General features: G+C 40.5%; 15 protein-coding genes. 11 read left to right on the top strand and 4 right to left on the bottom strand.

Annotated elements, in window-relative coordinates; all coding sequences use genetic code 11:
* Positions 1-51 precede the first annotated feature (51 nt).
* Positions 52-1938 (top strand): hypothetical protein, encoded by a 1887-nt coding sequence (locus tag SWH54_17230; GenBank protein ID MDY6793010.1) that lies wholly within the window; start codon positions 52-54, stop codon positions 1936-1938.
* Here SWH54_17230 and SWH54_17235 read toward each other — a convergent pair.
* Positions 1935-2282, bottom strand: a complete 348-nt coding sequence (locus tag SWH54_17235; GenBank protein ID MDY6793011.1) for a hypothetical protein — start codon at positions 2280-2282, stop codon at positions 1935-1937. The genes SWH54_17230 and SWH54_17235 overlap by 4 nt on opposite strands.
* A gap of 104 nt (positions 2283-2386) precedes the next feature.
* Between SWH54_17235 and SWH54_17240 the strand changes: the two genes are divergently transcribed.
* Positions 2387-2791, top strand: a complete 405-nt coding sequence (locus tag SWH54_17240) for a hypothetical protein (protein ID MDY6793012.1) — start codon at positions 2387-2389, stop codon at positions 2789-2791.
* 8 nt (positions 2792-2799) lie between these two features.
* Here the strand turns inward: SWH54_17240 and larB are convergent, their stop codons facing one another.
* The 3 genes from larB to guaA all read right to left on the bottom strand — a co-directional run bounded on the left by larB (position 2800) and on the right by guaA (position 6042).
* Complete coding sequence (gene larB / locus SWH54_17245; protein MDY6793013.1) at positions 2800-3549, bottom strand: nickel pincer cofactor biosynthesis protein LarB; 750 nt, start codon at positions 3547-3549, stop codon at positions 2800-2802.
* Between the two features lie 132 nt (positions 3550-3681).
* Positions 3682-4506 (bottom strand): hypothetical protein, encoded by an 825-nt coding sequence (locus SWH54_17250; GenBank protein MDY6793014.1) that lies wholly within the window; start codon positions 4504-4506, stop codon positions 3682-3684.
* Positions 4507-4512: 6 nt separating this feature from the next.
* Positions 4513-6042 carry a glutamine-hydrolyzing GMP synthase gene (gene guaA, locus SWH54_17255; protein MDY6793015.1) on the bottom strand — a complete coding sequence of 510 codons (1530 nt, stop codon included), beginning with the start codon at positions 6040-6042 and terminating at the stop codon, positions 4513-4515.
* A gap of 292 nt (positions 6043-6334) precedes the next feature.
* Here guaA and SWH54_17260 point away from each other — a divergent pair, with 292 nt between their 5' ends.
* The 9 genes from SWH54_17260 to SWH54_17300 form a co-directional block, all read left to right on the top strand.
* Positions 6335-7108, top strand: a complete 774-nt coding sequence (locus tag SWH54_17260; GenBank protein ID MDY6793016.1) for a hypothetical protein — start codon at positions 6335-6337, stop codon at positions 7106-7108.
* Positions 7109-7192: 84 nt separating this feature from the next.
* Positions 7193-7756: an elongation factor P gene (efp, locus tag SWH54_17265; protein ID MDY6793017.1), complete on the top strand. Its 564-nt coding sequence runs from the start codon at positions 7193-7195 to the stop codon at positions 7754-7756.
* A 528-nt stretch (positions 7757-8284) separates the two neighbouring features.
* The gene (locus tag SWH54_17270) at positions 8285-8827 is read left to right on the top strand and encodes a chromate resistance protein (GenBank protein ID MDY6793018.1); all 543 of its coding nucleotides are present in this window, start codon (positions 8285-8287) and stop codon (positions 8825-8827) included.
* Between the two features lie 60 nt (positions 8828-8887).
* The gene (locus SWH54_17275; protein MDY6793019.1) at positions 8888-9904 is read left to right on the top strand and encodes an extracellular solute-binding protein; all 1017 of its coding nucleotides are present in this window, start codon (positions 8888-8890) and stop codon (positions 9902-9904) included.
* A gap of 135 nt (positions 9905-10039) precedes the next feature.
* Entirely contained in the window at positions 10040-11524 is a 1485-nt protein-coding gene (locus SWH54_17280; protein MDY6793020.1) for an iron ABC transporter permease, read from the top strand.
* A gap of 18 nt (positions 11525-11542) precedes the next feature.
* Positions 11543-12286 carry an ABC transporter ATP-binding protein gene (locus SWH54_17285; GenBank protein MDY6793021.1) on the top strand — a complete coding sequence of 248 codons (744 nt, stop codon included), beginning with the start codon at positions 11543-11545 and terminating at the stop codon, positions 12284-12286.
* On the top strand, positions 12264-13373 hold the full coding sequence (locus SWH54_17290) for a hypothetical protein (GenBank protein MDY6793022.1): 1110 nt from the start codon (positions 12264-12266) through the stop codon (positions 13371-13373). Before SWH54_17285 ends, SWH54_17290 begins: the two co-directional genes overlap by 23 nt.
* 39 nt (positions 13374-13412) lie before the next feature.
* Positions 13413-13826, top strand: coding sequence for an RHS repeat domain-containing protein (locus tag SWH54_17295; protein ID MDY6793023.1), 414 nt, complete (start codon positions 13413-13415; stop codon positions 13824-13826).
* On the top strand, positions 13799-16035 hold a 2237-nt coding region (locus SWH54_17300), incomplete at its 3' end, for a right-handed parallel beta-helix repeat-containing protein (protein ID MDY6793024.1). The genes SWH54_17295 and SWH54_17300, both read left to right, overlap by 28 nt.

The following is a 16035-nucleotide window of genomic DNA, read 5'->3' on the forward strand; positions in this document are numbered from 1 at the left end:
AAAGAACTAAAACAGCAACCAGACTACCTCGGATAATAAAAAAGGTTTGAAATGAGTGATGAAATAGAAAAAGCTTCTGATGAAAAGGAAAGCCAAACCAGGGAATCAAAAAACTTGGGACAGGATGAGATCTCAAAACTTATAGATGAGATACAAAGTGGAGAGAATTCATCGGAAACCAAAGAACAGACCGAAAAAACGACCGATACTGAAACTAAACAACACGCTGGTGAGACAACAGATGCTGAAAGCGAGACCAGAGAGTCAAATAATCTCAACCAGGATGACGTTTCCCAGCTTATAGATAAAGTGCAAACCAAGGAAAACTCATCCGAAACTGGAGAGGAGAAGGATACGACGGGGCCTGTTGAAAATGATAATGAAGGCAAAAAAAGTACCGACAGTAAAATGCCTGACGATGAAAATAGGCAAGCTCTGGAAGGTAATAATAATAATGCTAACAAAAGAGAATTAGAGGAACGGGTTAAAAGTCGGGAAAACGACGAGAAATTAATTGAAGGGGATCAAAAATCAGCCAAGGAAAATGACACAAATAATAAGCGAGAAGAAAATGATAAAGAGGATGATGATCGATTCAATGGTTTAGATTCTGATAACGAAGTGGAAATTGATGGCAATGCTGACAATCCACCGGACACCGGCAAGATTGAGAGCGAAAATGAGGGAGACAAACATAAAAAAACCAAAAATGATGAAGACCAGGGGCTGAAAACGATACTAAATCAGGTGAAAAAGAAGCCCAAAGGAAAAAAACTTAAAGTTTACCTGTCATGCATTTCGAGTGTCGCAATTATTGTTATTTTACTCGGAGTATACGCCATTTTTCCAAAATCAGCGGCGGAAGGTATCAACGCGGAAAAACCTGTCAAAACGAAAAAGGTGGCAAAACAAGGAAATAAATATAGCGCTAAGCTGGATGAGATAACAAGGCTTAGAAAAAAATTGCTGATTAAGGAAAAAGAGATCGCTGATCTTATAAAGAATTATAAAAATGGCATCAGTAAAATGGAAAATGAAATAGTAAGGGTAAAACAAAATCACCAAATAAACTCCTTTAACACTGCCATAAAAAATAAAAAAATTGAATTCGGTATACTGACCATCCAAAGACGCCTGGCATATATTAAAAAAATCAACACGCCTTATAAATGGATTAATCAGGGAATAGAAGAACTGTTGTATTTGAAACACAAAATTGAAATAGATGCCCAGATAAGTCGCGTCATCAGTGGAATCGATATGGACCAAATGATTCAGGAAATTGATGTGGTGATACAAAGCTATCGCAGCGGTATGGAAAAGTTGGAAATAGACATGAAAAATGTTGAGCTGATGCCCCTTGAAACGATCTGGGAAAGAATAATCGAAAAGGACCAATTTACCTCAGGAAATAATAACCAATCAGATGAACCGGCGCCGATAACTCAAAAAGCTCTTGCAGCCAAAGAAAAAATTAATCGAATGATATGGGAAGAGATCTGCAACGGTAATTTTCAGAGAAAAAATGAAATAACCACACTCTCAACAGAGGCGGCAAAATGCCTTTCCAAATGGAAACATGCTGATCTTTTTCTCAATGGAATAAGCGAAATTTCCCCTGAGGCAGCAAAATATTTATTAAAATGGAAAGGAAACTGGATATGCCTTAACGGTGTGAAAACGCTTTCTGCTGAAACTGCAAAACATCTGTTTCAATGGCAGGGGAATTGGATTTCTTTGAACGGGTTAGGTGAAATTTCATCCGGGATGACGAGATATTTACCGCAGTGGCAAGGAAATCAGCTTGAACTCATGGGACTGAAATATAAAAAGAGCCAGAGCGAACGAGCAGGGCTGAGATCTTTGGCAAGGTGGGAAAAGTCAGGCGGAAAGCTTTATATCCCTGTACAAATTAGAAAGCTGATGAACAAGCTCTAGGGAAGTTTGGTAATTTTGTTTTTATCAGATGAATTTTTGTCAAATTTATAAAGAAATACAGCGATTGCCAGACTTATAAAGTGAACTGAAAAGAAAAAATAAAGCAAATCATTTTTGACTTTTATGGCTATAATGAAGAAAATAATTGCACTATAAACCAGCAGTTTTGTATTCATATCATTTGAGCCTCTGGGGTGTATCAAAAAAGTTGTTCCATTAATTATATCGGCTAAACAGATAAAAACTTTAGGGTTTAAATATATCGCAGCAATCAATCTATTGAAAACCGGTTTAGCGATTACAGCCAATGAGCCGTTTGCGACATCTTCAAGTTTTACTTGCAAATTGTGGTTTTATTCGCTATCATTGTAAAGAAAACGGATAGATATGATGGGGTTAGAGAGGACTGGGGAATTTAAAATTACAACTTAAACTTGAGGATGTGGATATGAAAAAAATGGCTTTGGTTGTGACTTTGCTGATGTTTGCCTTACTGGTTACTTTAAACTGTTCGCGCAAACCCAAACCGATACTGGAAGAAGAGGAATTGATGAAGTTATTAACAAAAATGCAAAATGGCATTGAAGCTAAAATATCTTATAATGATTTCGGAAAGCTACTTACCGAGTCAAAGAATATGCTTGAGCTGCTTAAAAAAGCAGAAAACAAAAACAGCTGTTTTTTTAATTCGGTGACGAAATGTTACACTTCTTATGAGATAAGTAAAAAAGCCTGGAAGCTAAGAGACGATGCTCTAACTGAGAAAAGAAGAATAGACATGGATACCACCCTGTCATTTTCACTGGGATTCGGAGCGGTAAGTCTTGCCAAGGCGAAAGAATGCTTTAAGTAGTTTTACCCTTATGTTCTGTTTATAACTGATGCAAAATACCCAGCACCAAACCCGTTATCAATATTAACCACCGCAACATTCGAACTGCAGCTATTTAACATGGCAAACAAGGCTGTTATCCCTCCAAAACTGACTCCATACCCGACACTGGTCGGTACAGCGATAACAGGTTGTGATACCATTCCTGCCACAACGCTGGGAAGGGCACCTTCCATTCCTGCAACCACAATAAGAATGGATGCGTCATCAATTTGTTTTTTATAGCTAAAAAGACGGTGAATACCGGCTACCCCTACATCGAAAACAGCTTCTACCTGGTTTCCCATGCTTTCTGCGGTCAGGTAAGCTTCCTTTGCCACTGGAATATCGGATGTGCCTGCGGATAGGACTAAAATTTTCCCCTTTCCCTGCAGCGGAATTTTGATTTTCTTAAAAATGATCATCCTGGCATCTTCATGATACTCAATATCAGGAAGGTGCGATTTTATTTTTTGCGCCTTATGACGGTTGACCCTGGTAACCAGGACAATGTTTTCCTGATCAAGTATTTTTTCAATGATGCGGATGATTTGCTCTGCTGTCTTTCCCGGGCCAAAGATGACTTCAGGAAATCCTTTGCGAAGGGATCGGTGGTGATCTATTTGAGCAAAGTCAATGTTTTCAAATGAAATGTGCGTCAGAGTTCTGGCTGCATCATCAACGGATGTTTTGCCAGTGGCCACTGAATGAAGGAGTTTATGTAAAGTTTCCGAGTTCATGGAACTGTATAGATCAAAAAGATTAAAAGGCATTCCGTCAATAAAAGACTATATTCCTCTAACTTTTAATTTTTTATCGCTACTTTTGTGCCCTCCTACCTTCTGCCTTTGTGCCTTCTACCTTTTTGGGGATCATAGGTCCTTTTCAATAATTTTTCCGGATTTTTTAGCAGGTTTTTTAACTGTTGGCTTTGCAGGAGAAACAGGCTTTGATGTGTTTTGAGATTTTTTCCGGGGTAACTTCAGTCTTTTTTCAATTTTGTTTAACTGTTTTTGCATGGACAGCAGTTTTGTCTTGAGTTCTTTTCTTATCTGATTAAACTCTTGCTGGCTATTTTTCTCTTGCTTTTTTAATTGATCATCAAGATATAGTCGATTTATTTTCTTTTGAGCGGAAAGGCTTGAAATATCTTCATTAAATTTAGTCAGATCCTTTTTTATCGAATTTTGTTCTGCGGTTAACCCCATCAGTTTCCCGGAAAAAATAGCGTCAAGATTGTCTAATTTGGTAGAAAAATTATTTATTTCATTTTTTACAGTTTCCAGATCTTTAATGTCTGCCTTTGAGGATTTTATTTTTTTGATCCTGTTTTCCGACTTATAAATTCTGAATTTCAAAGATGATAATTTTTTTTCATAGGAGGCAGTATTGGAGGCAAGCGACTCTTCAATTTTAGCAAGTTGTGAGGAAAGTTCGTTGAGTCTGGTATCAAAATTCTTTGACAGGCTCTGGATGCTAGTGACACCCACGCTTTCGTTGACAGTCACCCTGTTTCGTAAATCAAAATAGACCAAAACAAGAAGAACGCATAAAACGCAAGGGATTAAAATAGAGATGATGGTCACGCGTTTACCTAATTTTTCAAGACGAAGGTTTTTAATTTCATCCTGAAAAACAGTATCCGGGCTTTCTTCATCAATACGGATTTGAAATTCCTTAGATCTATCTTCTGACATTTTTACCTATTCCCATTCTATTGTACTGGGCGGTTTTGAACTGATATCATACACCACCCGGTTTACACCGTCTACCTCATTTATTATTCTGTTTGATATCCTGCCGAGAAATTTATGAGGCAACCTTGCCCAATCTGCCGTCATTGCATCGTTGCTGGTAACCGCCCTGATCGCCACGATGTTTTCATAAGTTCGCATATCCCCCATTACCCCCACGCTTTTAAGGGGCAAAAGGACAGCAAATGATTGCCATAATTTTTTATAATAACCGGCCTTCCTTATTTCGTCAAGCAGGAGATCATCTACATTTCGTAAAATTGAAAGATGTTTTCGGGTCACCTCTCCCACGATTCTAATGGCAAGACCCGGTCCGGGAAAGGGCTGGCGCCGGATCAACTCTTCTTTAAGACCGAGCTCTTTGCCCAGCAGCCGGACTTCATCCTTAAACAGAAATTTCAAAGGTTCCACCAATTTTAATTTCATTTTTCGTGGAAGTCCACCCACATTATGGTGGGATTTTATCACAGAAGTGGGACCTCCAAAGGCTGATACTGATTCAATCACATCTGGGTAAAGGGTCCCCTGGGCTAAAAATGCCGCATTTTTTATTTTTATTGCTTCGGCTTCAAAAATCTCCATGAAGATTTTTCCAATAATTTTGCGTTTTTTTTCCGGATCGATGATATTTGCCAGTGGTTTTAAAAATTTATTTTTTGCGCTTACAAAACGAATATTGATTTTAAGATTGAGCTTTAAGGTTTTTTTCAGTTTGTCTGCTTCATTCTTCCTCAGCAACCCGTTATCTACAAATATACAAGTCAGATTTTTACCGATCGCACGATGCAGCAGCAACGCGGTGACCGAAGAATCCACCCCGCCACTTAGGCCGAGTATCACCTTTTTATCCTTTACCGTTTCTTTTATTTGAGAAATCGCATCTTTGGCAAAAGATTTCATGGTCCAGGAGCGCTTGCATTCGCATATTTTAAACAGAAAGTTACGAATAATTGTTTTGCCTTGAGCGGTGTGCTCCACTTCGGGGTGGAATTGAAGACCGTAAAGATTTTTTTTCCTGTGTTCAGTCGCAGCTATCGGCGTATTTGCCGTAGATGCGGTTAATTTAAACCCGGCGGGCAATTTTTCGATGGAATCCCCATGGCTCATCCAGCATTTTGCCGGGGTATTGACTTTGGTAAAAATATCACCCTTATGTTTAATATTCAGTTCTGCGAAGCCATATTCGCGCTTTTCGGCCCGTTTAACCGTTCCGCCCATGGCGCCGATCATAAACTGCATGCCGTAGCAGATTCCGAGTACGGGGATGTTTATATTAAATATTGCGGTATCTATTTTCGGACTTTGCTTTTCATAAATACTGGATGGACCCCCTGAAAGAATAATCCCTTCAGGGTTAAGTGATTTAATGTAATCTATTGTAATATCAGGTGGTTCAATCTGACAATAAATATGGCACTCGCGCACGCGGCGGGCAATGAGCTGATTGTATTGAGATCCAAAATCAATGATTAATATCATAGTTATTCCTGATGGAAATCTTCATTTGGCCATCGGTTATGTTTTTTGGGCAAATTTACTAGGTTAAAAAGAATTGCGAAACGGTTTGTTAAAACAGGCTGAATATGTTAGAGACAGCGCAAAATGTCAACTGAATTCTGGTGGCTTTATCACAAGTTATTTTTTAGCCGTAGAGACTGAAGAGAGTGCATATAATATATTACACAGTTAACACTTCATGCTCTCTGCATGGAAAATATAGTTTTATTTACCAACTCATTCTTTCCATGTTTAATAAAAAACCAGGAGGGATATGAGCGGAATGATTACCCAGATTTATGAGGTTCAAACGCCAGAGGAGGCCATACAGCTTATCGAACTTGGCGTAGATCATATCGGCAGTGTAATTGTTTCTGAAGACAACTGGAAAGTGCCGCCAATAAAGGAAACAATAGAAAAGATAAGAGAGACGGATTCTAAAAGCAGCTTGATCCCTTTGTTTAAGACACACCAAAGCATTTTTAAAGTGATTGATTATTACCAACCGGATGTGATTCATTTTTGTGATGTTCTTTCCTATCATAACCCTGTTTATGGAAACCATCAGGATCTTTTAGAACTGCAACAAAAGATTAAGGTAAAATTTCCTCAAGTTAGAATTATGCGATCGATTCCGATTGCACAGACAGGAAATGAAAAAGAGGTAGATACGATGAAGCTGGCTGAACTATTTGAGCCGGTGAGTGATTTTTTTCTTACTGATACATTATTGACTGCAAAATCAAGCATATCGGCTGACCCGCAACCGGTCCACGGGTTTATCGGCATAACCGGGAGAACCTGTGACTGGGATATTGCGCTTGAGCTAGTGAATTCGAGCAGTATACCGGTCATTTTGGCCGGCGGTCTGTCACCGGATAATGTTTTTGCCGGTATTGCTCACGTTAGGCCTGCGGGTGTTGACAGTTGCACCGGAACGAACGCCAAAGATGAAAAAGGAAATATAATAAGATTTAAAAAGGATTTTGAGAAAATAAAACGTTTTGTTAAAGAAATCAGAAGTGCTGAAAAGCACTTGATACCTTGAATCATTTGTCCATACAAATTTGAAGAAGAACAAAAAAGATTAATAAAATACGAATTTGATATAAATAAAGGAGATTATAAACCTATGTATGAAAGTGGTGATTTGCGAAAAGGTCTGAAAATCGAAATGGACGGGGAGCCTTATATCATTGTAAAGTTTGATTTTGTTAAACCCGGGAAGGGCCAGGCGCTTTATAAGTGCACGCTGAAAAACATGATCACCGGCACAAGATTTGACAAGACCTTTAGATCAGGTGAAAAATTTAATGAAGCAGACCTTGAAGAGATAGAAATGGAATATTTGTATTCGGACAAACAGGGGTATTGCTTTATGAATACAAGTAGTTACGAACAGGAATTTCTTGTTGAAGACCAGATTGCCGAATCTAAACCTTTTTTAAAGGAAAATACGGTTTGTAGCGTCTTGCTTTTTGACGGAAAACCCATTGGTATTACCCTGCCCAACTTTATTAATTTGAGGATAAAAAAAGCCGATCCCTGGGTAAAAGGGGATACCGCTTCGGGAGACACCAAACCAGCCACACTTGAAACAGGATATACCATCCAGGTCCCCACCTTTATTGAACAGGAAGAACTGGTTAAAATTGATACCCGAACAGGGGAATACGTGGAAAGGGTGAAGGAATAAGTTAATTCGATTCCCTGTTTTAACAAATAGTTAATGCCTAAAACTCAAATCGTTTGCCAAAAAAATGGTTTTTAGCTTTTGGCGAAACAATCATATGTATTGCACAAAAATATGTGCAGTACACACATGTATGTGGACTTTAACCTACATTTCATATCCTTTATATCAATAAACATCTTTCCCAACAATATTGCGTTTATTTCACAACTAACTGTTAATATTGTGATAAAATCCAAAAACGTGAGTTGCTTGGCAAAAAACGGGTTATAAATTTTTGCCAAACAATTTAGGGATTGCACATATTCATGTGCAGTGCACATATATATGTGCAATTTTACATTCAAATAACATTCGTTTTGCCGACAAACTGCTTTCATACAATAGCCTGGTTATCAATAACTTATTGTTTATACAGCTATATATTGCACTGTTTATTTAATATACTTTACATAAAGACAAACCTAACACTTTGGCATAAATATTGAAAGGAGATTCGGATAAAAACAAAATGAACAGAGTTCATAGTCAGTGACTTATCAAAAAAACAGCGATGAAATGGTTTTTGTAATGTGGATGAAAAAAATATCTGTTGTTATAATTCTATTTTTAACTGCGTCCGATCTTTATTCACAGGGTAGCGTTCATATTTATTCAACCGGATCGATCATGGAAATTGACCGATGCGCTTCAGCCTGGCTAATTAAAAAATTCGTAGATAAGAAAGCTGTATTCAAGTTTTTTCCTGATGGGGAGATTATCGAAGTCGGAATTCCTTTTGATACACCTGATGCCGAGCTGTCGCGTACACATCGTCGGTCAACCTTTGAGGTTATTATGGATACGTACCAGATTGTCGATCACAGATTGGAAACATTAAAGAAAAATATTCATGATATAGAAATAAATTTCTGGGGGAAAAAGGGTTCAGCGGAATCAACAATTTTTGCCGCGGATGTAAATAAGATAATCAACCAGGCAAAGAATAATGATGATTGTCTGGAGAAGTGTTTTATCTACCTTGATAAGATGATCGAAAATAGGGATCTTTCTCAGAAGATAAAAGTGAAATAATAGCAGTTTTGGGAATTCAAATTTTTATAAAAAAGGAGCGTAACAGGAAAGGGAGGAATTTTGCAGAAAATAGTATTGGGGTGTGTTGTTTTAATTGTTTTGGTTGGCGGGGGACGCATTGGTTATTATGCTGATGCAAGGGAAGTGGTGGTTTTTACAGCACTGGACCAGATCTTTTCGGAACCGATCCTGCAGGATTTTGAAAAAGCAACCGGTATCACTGTCAAAGCCGTTTACGATATTGAAGCCACCAAAACCACCGGGCTGGTTAACCGGCTGATTGCCGAGAAGAAGAATCCCCAATGCGATGTTTTCTGGAATAATGAGGTCATCAAATCGATTATACTAAAACGCAAAGGAATTATTACTCCTTATGTATCTCCGGCATCTGTAGATATTCCAATCCACTTTAAAGATAAAGATGGATACTGGACCGGCTTTGCGGCCCGCGCACGGGTTTTGGTGATAAACACCGAACTTGTTGATAATAATCAACAACCGGATTCCATCTTCAATCTGACCGATTCCAGATGGAAGGGAAAAATTGCTATAGCAAATCCGCTGTTCGGTACAACATCCACCCATGTGGCCGCATTGTTTTCCTATTTAGGTAAAGATAAAGCCCGGCAGTATTTTGAAAATCTGAAAAAAAATCAAATCAGGATTGTCGACGGTAACTCAGTTGTCAAAGACCAGGTGGGTGCCGGGGAGTTGAAGGCCGGTTTTACGGATACGGATGATGTCAATATGGGTTTAAAATTCGGAATGCCGCTTCGACCATTATACCCGGACAAAAGAGGAATGGGAACCCTGTTGATACCCAATACGGTGAGCTTGATCGCTAATTGCCCCAACCCTAACGAAGGAAAAGAATTAATCGATTATTTACTCAGCAAAGAGGTTGAAAAGAAGCTGGCATTTTCCCCATCGGTACAAATGCCTTTAAGGCCCGATGTTCCGACGCCAGAAAATTTTGTAAACATTGCTCAAATTAAGGCAATGGAAGTCAATTATGAGAAGGTGGCGGATGAAATGGATGGTGCCGTCATTTTCGTGCAAAATCTGTTTATTCGATAAAACCCGTTACGAAAGGACATCGCCATACAACCCAAACCCATTACATATTTATCGATTTTTCTATTTACGGCTGTGGCTATATTGCCCATCGGGCTGATGTTTGCTCATTCCATCCATATTGATGGAGAATTGTCCTTGGAACATTATCGGACCGTATTTACGGATATGAGACAATTGACTCTGCTTTTAAAAACCTTGGTGCTGGCATCAGGTGTCACTATATTTTGCCTGATTATAGGAGTATCGTTTGCGTTTTTACTGGCGCGTACCGATGTATATGGGAGAAGAATCTGGCAATGGTTATACCTCCTGCCGTTATGTATTCCGCCTTACCTTCATGCTGTAACCTGGATCTGTCTCCTGAAGGAAAAAGGTTTAGTCAACACATTTCTGATAAAATGGTTTCATCTTAAAGCACCTTTAATCGATATTTACGGCATTAGCGGGTCTATGGTTGTGTTAACTTTTTCCTATTTTCCCTTTATCGTTTTGTTAACCCTTTCCGGTTTCCATACCATGGACCAGCGGATGGAAGACGCTGCCCGGCTGAATTACCGGCCATTTGGCGTGATGAAAAAAGTAACGCTTCCCTTGATCAGTCCGTATATTTTTTCCGGGGCCGTATTTGTTTTCATCTTCTCCTTGTTTAACTATGGCGTTCCGGCCCTGTTGCGGGTGCACACTTATCCGGTGGAGATATTTGCCCGGTTTAGTGCTTTTTATAATGAAGGCGGGGCCACGGCTCAATCTTTTCCGATAGCGGTGATTGCCCTGATCCTGATTACATTTCAGCGATATTATATGGGGTCACGCTCTTATGTTACCATAAACACGGAAAGCAAAGGCGCTTCAATTTTTTACCTGAACAGATACCGGGCGGTTGCCGGCTTGTTTATTTTTGTGATTATACTGTTTTCAGTGGTGTTACCGCTGGTCATTCTATCGATGCAAGCCGGATCATTCAAAAGCTATCAGGTGGCTTTCAGCAAATCGTCAAGGGAAATCATCACCACTGTTTCTCTTTCCGTAGTAGCTGCTACGGCAATGATCTGCCTGGCTTATTTTCTTTCACATCCTATTGAGGATAGACAGGTTAAGGGGCATACTTTGCTGGATTATTTAACTTTTGCTCCTTTTGCTTTTCCGGCCACCGCACTTGGTATCGGGATGATCCGTTTTTGGAATCGACCGCTGACGGAAGCGATTTACAATAGTTCGCTTATCGTTGTGCTTGCCTATATCGCCCGCTTTATTCCTTTTTCTATACGTACCTTAAATTCAAATTTAAAACAGATCAGTACGAGCGTAATAGAAGCCGCGGTATTATGTGAAAAATCCTGGTTTAAAAGAACGGTGAAGATTCAACTGCCCCTTTCACTTAAAGGGGTGGCAGCCGGTTGGGTGATCGCTTTTATTTTATGTACGGGTGAGTTAGGCGCCACACTTTTGGTGATACCACCCGGTAACGGTTCAATTTCTCTAAAAATTTATACCCTGATGCATTATGGGGCCAATAAGATTGTGGCGGCTTTGGCATTGATAGTAATCGGAATCAATTTACTAATATCCTTTACAGTTCTTTCAAGCATGCGCTTTGGCTGGCGAAGGCAGCAGATTTAGGAAATGGTTTAGGGAAAAATGATTGAACTTTGCAGCATCGATCACAGTTACGGAAAAAAAAGGGTCTTAAATGGCTTAAACCTGAAGGTTGATTCCGGAGAATGTCTGGCTCTTTTAGGCCCTTCGGGATGTGGCAAAACAACTGCATTGCGTTTAATTGCCGGCCTGGAAAGACCCGAAAGGGGAGAAATCCGAATCAACGAGCGCCTGGTCAGTTCTCCAAGAAAGCTGATTCCGCCATATAATCGTTCGATCAGCATGGTATTCCAGGACCTGGCCTTGTGGCCGCATATGAATGTGGAGAAACACATCGATTTTGCCCTGGTGTCGCATATTAAAAGCAACAAAATAAAATCGGAAAAAACAAAAAAAATATTACACTTGGTACACCTTGAAAAGCACTCCGAAAGTTATCCCCACCAGCTATCCGGCGGGGAAAAACAACGTCTCGCACTGGCCAGGGCGCTGGTAAATGAGCCGAAAATATTACTTCTGGATGAGCCTTTCTCTGGGCTGGATACCGATTTAAGAAATGAAATGCTTCATCAAACAAAAAGAATTATCAACAAAATGAACATGACTACCATTTATGTCACCCATGATGAAAGAGAAGCGGTTTTTATAGCCGATAGAATCATGCTGATAAAAAGCGGCAAGATCAATCAAATAAAAATTACGAATAAAAAAATAATCTGTTTGAATAATAAAATACATAACAGCCAGACAAGGGAAAGAGAAAATGAAAAGAGAATTCAGCATTAAACGGATATCCGGTTTGAATTTCATGCTCCTGGTTTCGATTTTACTTGTTTTTTCACTGCCGCCTGCCCACGCAGGTCGATTGCTGCATGCGGTCCGTATTGAGCCACAAAAAATTGATGTCTTTAAAAACGAAACAGTACAGATTTCCTGGCACCAGTCAGAAGAAGGCAATCTGGACGTTTTTATTTGTAATTTGGATGGAATAATAGTCCGAACATTTTACCACCGGGAAGATTTAAAAAGCGGCAGTTATATCGTAGCCTGGGATGGCCGCGATACTTCGGGAAGATTATGTCCCAATGGGATATACATACCCATTATAAAAATCAGATCAAAAAGATGGGGCCGTGAGCTTTATAATCCCACCGACTCTCCCTGGGGAGAGGATCGCACCATAAAAGATTTGAATTATGATTTCAAGAGCCGGACCATCAATTATACCCTAGCCAAACCGATGCTGTGCAAAATGAGAGTCGGACTAAAAGAAGGGGGGCCTTGTTATAAAACTATATTCGAATGGCAGCCGCATGAGGCGGGATATCATGAAAAACAATGGGACGGGAAGGATTTAAACGGTATTGTCGAGGTATGGAAAAAAGATAAATTTCAGATTGTACTCGATGGGTTTTCAGTACCCAAAGAGGCCATATTCCTTGAAGGGTCTGAAAATCCGTCCCACCGGTTTAAAGGAATTGAAAAAAGATTTTCCCTTAATCCGCCGCGGGGGGAAAAAATTATGGTCCATGCGCTGCATAAAAGAGAGTTTTGCCATGACATACCGATAAAAGTAGATTTGATTGGCACCCGGGGAACCATAAAAGGCAGCCCGATCATTGGTGGTACTGCCGATATCAAAGTGATGACTGCATATAAAAGCGATTTGGAGCATATCATACGGGAAAGATTTGAACTCTATCAGTTTATGGATGGAAATTTTGTATATGAAGCTCCCCAAAAAACACTGCCTGTTATTATGAAACTAAATACGAACAAGTTTACCAACGGACTCCATATATTCACGATTAATCTAAGAACCTCGGAAGATCATGTGGGAACCTATTCAATGAAAGTATATATCAAGAACTGAACCATGGACCAAAATTAAAGAAGAATAAGGGGGATAGCCATGTCCACCAGGCTGATTGAATATAAAAGGTTGATGACTGCAGTCATTTTTATTTTAGGTATCGGCATCAGCGCCTATGCTCAGGAGATTGTTAATTATTCCTATGATGATATGAACCGTTTGGAAAGAGCCGTTTATGCAGATGGTTCCGTGGTTGATTATACCTATGATTTAATGGGAAATCGCTTCACTAAAAACATTGCGGTAAACGGCTCCCCTGCCAACAATACACCCAACATGCCCGCGCAGCCGTCACCGGCCGATGCAGTAACGAACGTCGATCCGTTAAGTGTGTCAATCTCATGGAACGGCAGTGACCCGGATGTCGGGGATGAGCTGTTACCTCATCTGACCCTGTATTGTATGCCAGGACACGATCCACTGAAGTGCAAATCGAACCACTTGATATTTTAAAAACCTATTTCTGGAAAATCGTTGTCAAGGATTCTCGCGGAGGCATGACAGCAGGACCGGTCTGGAGCTTTACGACGATTAATAATCCACCCAACGCACCGGTATATCAACTGCCGCATCATTCAGGCGAAATCGTACCGGAAAATGTACGCTTAACCTGGGCAGAAGCAACAGACCCCAATCCGGGCGATACTATCAGCGGTTATGATATTTATTTCGGGACCACATCCAGCCCACCGCTTGCAGCAAGTAATCACAATGACACCCATTATTCGGCCGGAAATTTGAATCCGGATACCACCTATTTTTGGAAAATTGTCGCCAGAGACAATCATGACGCCCAAAGCCCAGGCAGTCCGCTATGGTCTTTTAAAACCTATGACCATGCACCGGTGGTTCTTTCCAACCCCACCTATTCATCCGATACCACCCTGACTAAAAATGGTGGACCGTATATTGTTCAGGGTTCGATGACGATAGATCTCGGGGTTGTGTTAACCATTGAACCCGGTACAATTTTCAAATTTGAAAACGGCGCAACACTGAAAGTAAACGGGACGCTGGCTGCTCAAGGCAATGCAGGAAATCAAATCATTTTTACTTCCTGTAAGGATGATCGTTACGGGGGCGATACGAATGGCGACGGGAATGCGTCCGCGCCGGATCGGGGTGACTGGGGAGGCATTTCGGTAACCATCGGACCCAGCAGTGGAGCAGTGACCTTAAAATATTGCCGTATCGAATTTGCAACCACCGGGATTTCGGTTGCTGTTGACGGCAATAGTGCGGCATTGACTATTACCGAAAATGTCATCCGGAACCACTTGGAAGACGGGATATTTGTTGACGGGCGCAATGGTGCATCCATCAGCGCAGCTCTAAGCAATAATCAGGTTGAGGAAAACGGCGGAAACGGCATTCATTTTTACACCACAGATCAGTCTTCCCAGCTATCCGGACAAATTTCAGCGTCCGTCATTTCTCAAAATGAAGGATATGGCATCTATGTGCATACCTATAGCAAGGCTTTATGTGATCTGGATATAATCGGCAACACCATCGGTCACAATCAGGACAGTGGTATTTACGCTTTTTCTCATTACGCTTATCAATACACAACATTATTGACCATTAAGAATAATACCATTGATGAAAGTGGAACCGGCATTTACTGTTATGCGGCATTAAGCGAAATGAGCGCCGATATTATCGGGAATGTGTGCCGTAACGGAAACGACGGAATTAAATGCATTGGCTATTCCGGAGCGAGGCCTTTATATGCTTTGATTACTGATAATGAAGTTTATGCGAACAGCAATATCGGGATTTATTGTTATTCTCGCAGTGCCAAGCTCTATCCCGAGATTCGCCAAAATAAAGTATATAACAATCAAAACGGCGGGGTACATTGTTTAAGATACGATGAAGGAGTTAATCATATCATAGAACCGGTCATAACCTTGAATGAAGTCTATGAAAATGAAGGTTATGGGATATTTTGTCATACCAGTGCTGAGGCGATTTTGCTTTATAATGAAGTCCGCAGCAATTTAAGCACAGGCGTGTATATCAAAGACAATGATGTCTCTGTTATCCATTTTAACAATATGTATAATAATGCCGGTAGCAGTGAAATGGAAAATGGTAATACCACGGCGGTGAATGCTCGCTTTAATTATTGGGGGAGTTATGGGACCTATGAAATTGAAAGCGGAAACAACCCCAAAAATATTTCCCGGATTTATGATATCTACGATGATATAGAAAGAGGTACTGCTTACTATATGCCATCATTACCAAGCATTTTAGCCTTGCCATCAACGCATGTATCAAAGATCACATCGCCCTTGACTGATCATGAGCAGAAATCCTCCGTGGTCAATATTAAAGGTATCGCCGTATCGCCCAACGGGGTGGATTTTGTGGAAGTCAGCACGGACAACGGAATGACCTGGACCACGGCAGACGGTGCGGAAAGCTGGAATATCGAGCTAACCTTTCCGGGTGACGGAACCTATACGGTTCTTTCCCGCGTGACCGACAAGCTCAGTCAGGTGGAAACACCGGGAAGCGGGGTAACCTTTACTGTTAACAGCAGCCTGCCGACCACCAAAGGAACGCTGACCGGTAACGAGACCTGGTCCGGCGAGGTGGCCATTACCGGGGATGTGATTGTTCCCCAGGGAGTCACCCTGACCATCGATCCGGG

Source organism: Thermodesulfobacteriota bacterium (genome assembly GCA_034189135.1).
Classification (GTDB): Bacteria; Desulfobacterota; Desulfobacteria; order Desulfobacterales; family JAUWMJ01; genus JAUWMJ01.

Excerpts from the sequence above, each read along its gene's own strand:
- SWH54_17290 (MDY6793022.1), top strand. The coding sequence starts at position 12,264 with ATGAAAAGAGAATTCAGCATTAAACGGATATCCGGTTTGAATTTCATG.
- guaA (MDY6793015.1), bottom strand. The coding sequence starts at position 6,042 with ATGATATTAATCATTGATTTTGGATCTCAATACAATCAGCTCATTGCC.
- SWH54_17285 (MDY6793021.1), top strand. The coding sequence starts at position 11,543 with ATGATTGAACTTTGCAGCATCGATCACAGTTACGGAAAAAAAAGGGTC.
- efp (MDY6793017.1), top strand. The coding sequence starts at position 7,193 with ATGTATGAAAGTGGTGATTTGCGAAAAGGTCTGAAAATCGAAATGGAC.
- SWH54_17295 (MDY6793023.1), top strand. The coding sequence starts at position 13,413 with ATGTCCACCAGGCTGATTGAATATAAAAGGTTGATGACTGCAGTCATT.
- larB (MDY6793013.1), bottom strand. The coding sequence starts at position 3,549 with ATGAACTCGGAAACTTTACATAAACTCCTTCATTCAGTGGCCACTGGC.
- SWH54_17240 (MDY6793012.1), top strand. The coding sequence starts at position 2,387 with ATGAAAAAAATGGCTTTGGTTGTGACTTTGCTGATGTTTGCCTTACTG.
- SWH54_17250 (MDY6793014.1), bottom strand. The coding sequence starts at position 4,506 with ATGTCAGAAGATAGATCTAAGGAATTTCAAATCCGTATTGATGAAGAA.
- SWH54_17230 (MDY6793010.1), top strand. The coding sequence starts at position 52 with ATGAGTGATGAAATAGAAAAAGCTTCTGATGAAAAGGAAAGCCAAACC.
- SWH54_17260 (MDY6793016.1), top strand. The coding sequence starts at position 6,335 with ATGAGCGGAATGATTACCCAGATTTATGAGGTTCAAACGCCAGAGGAG.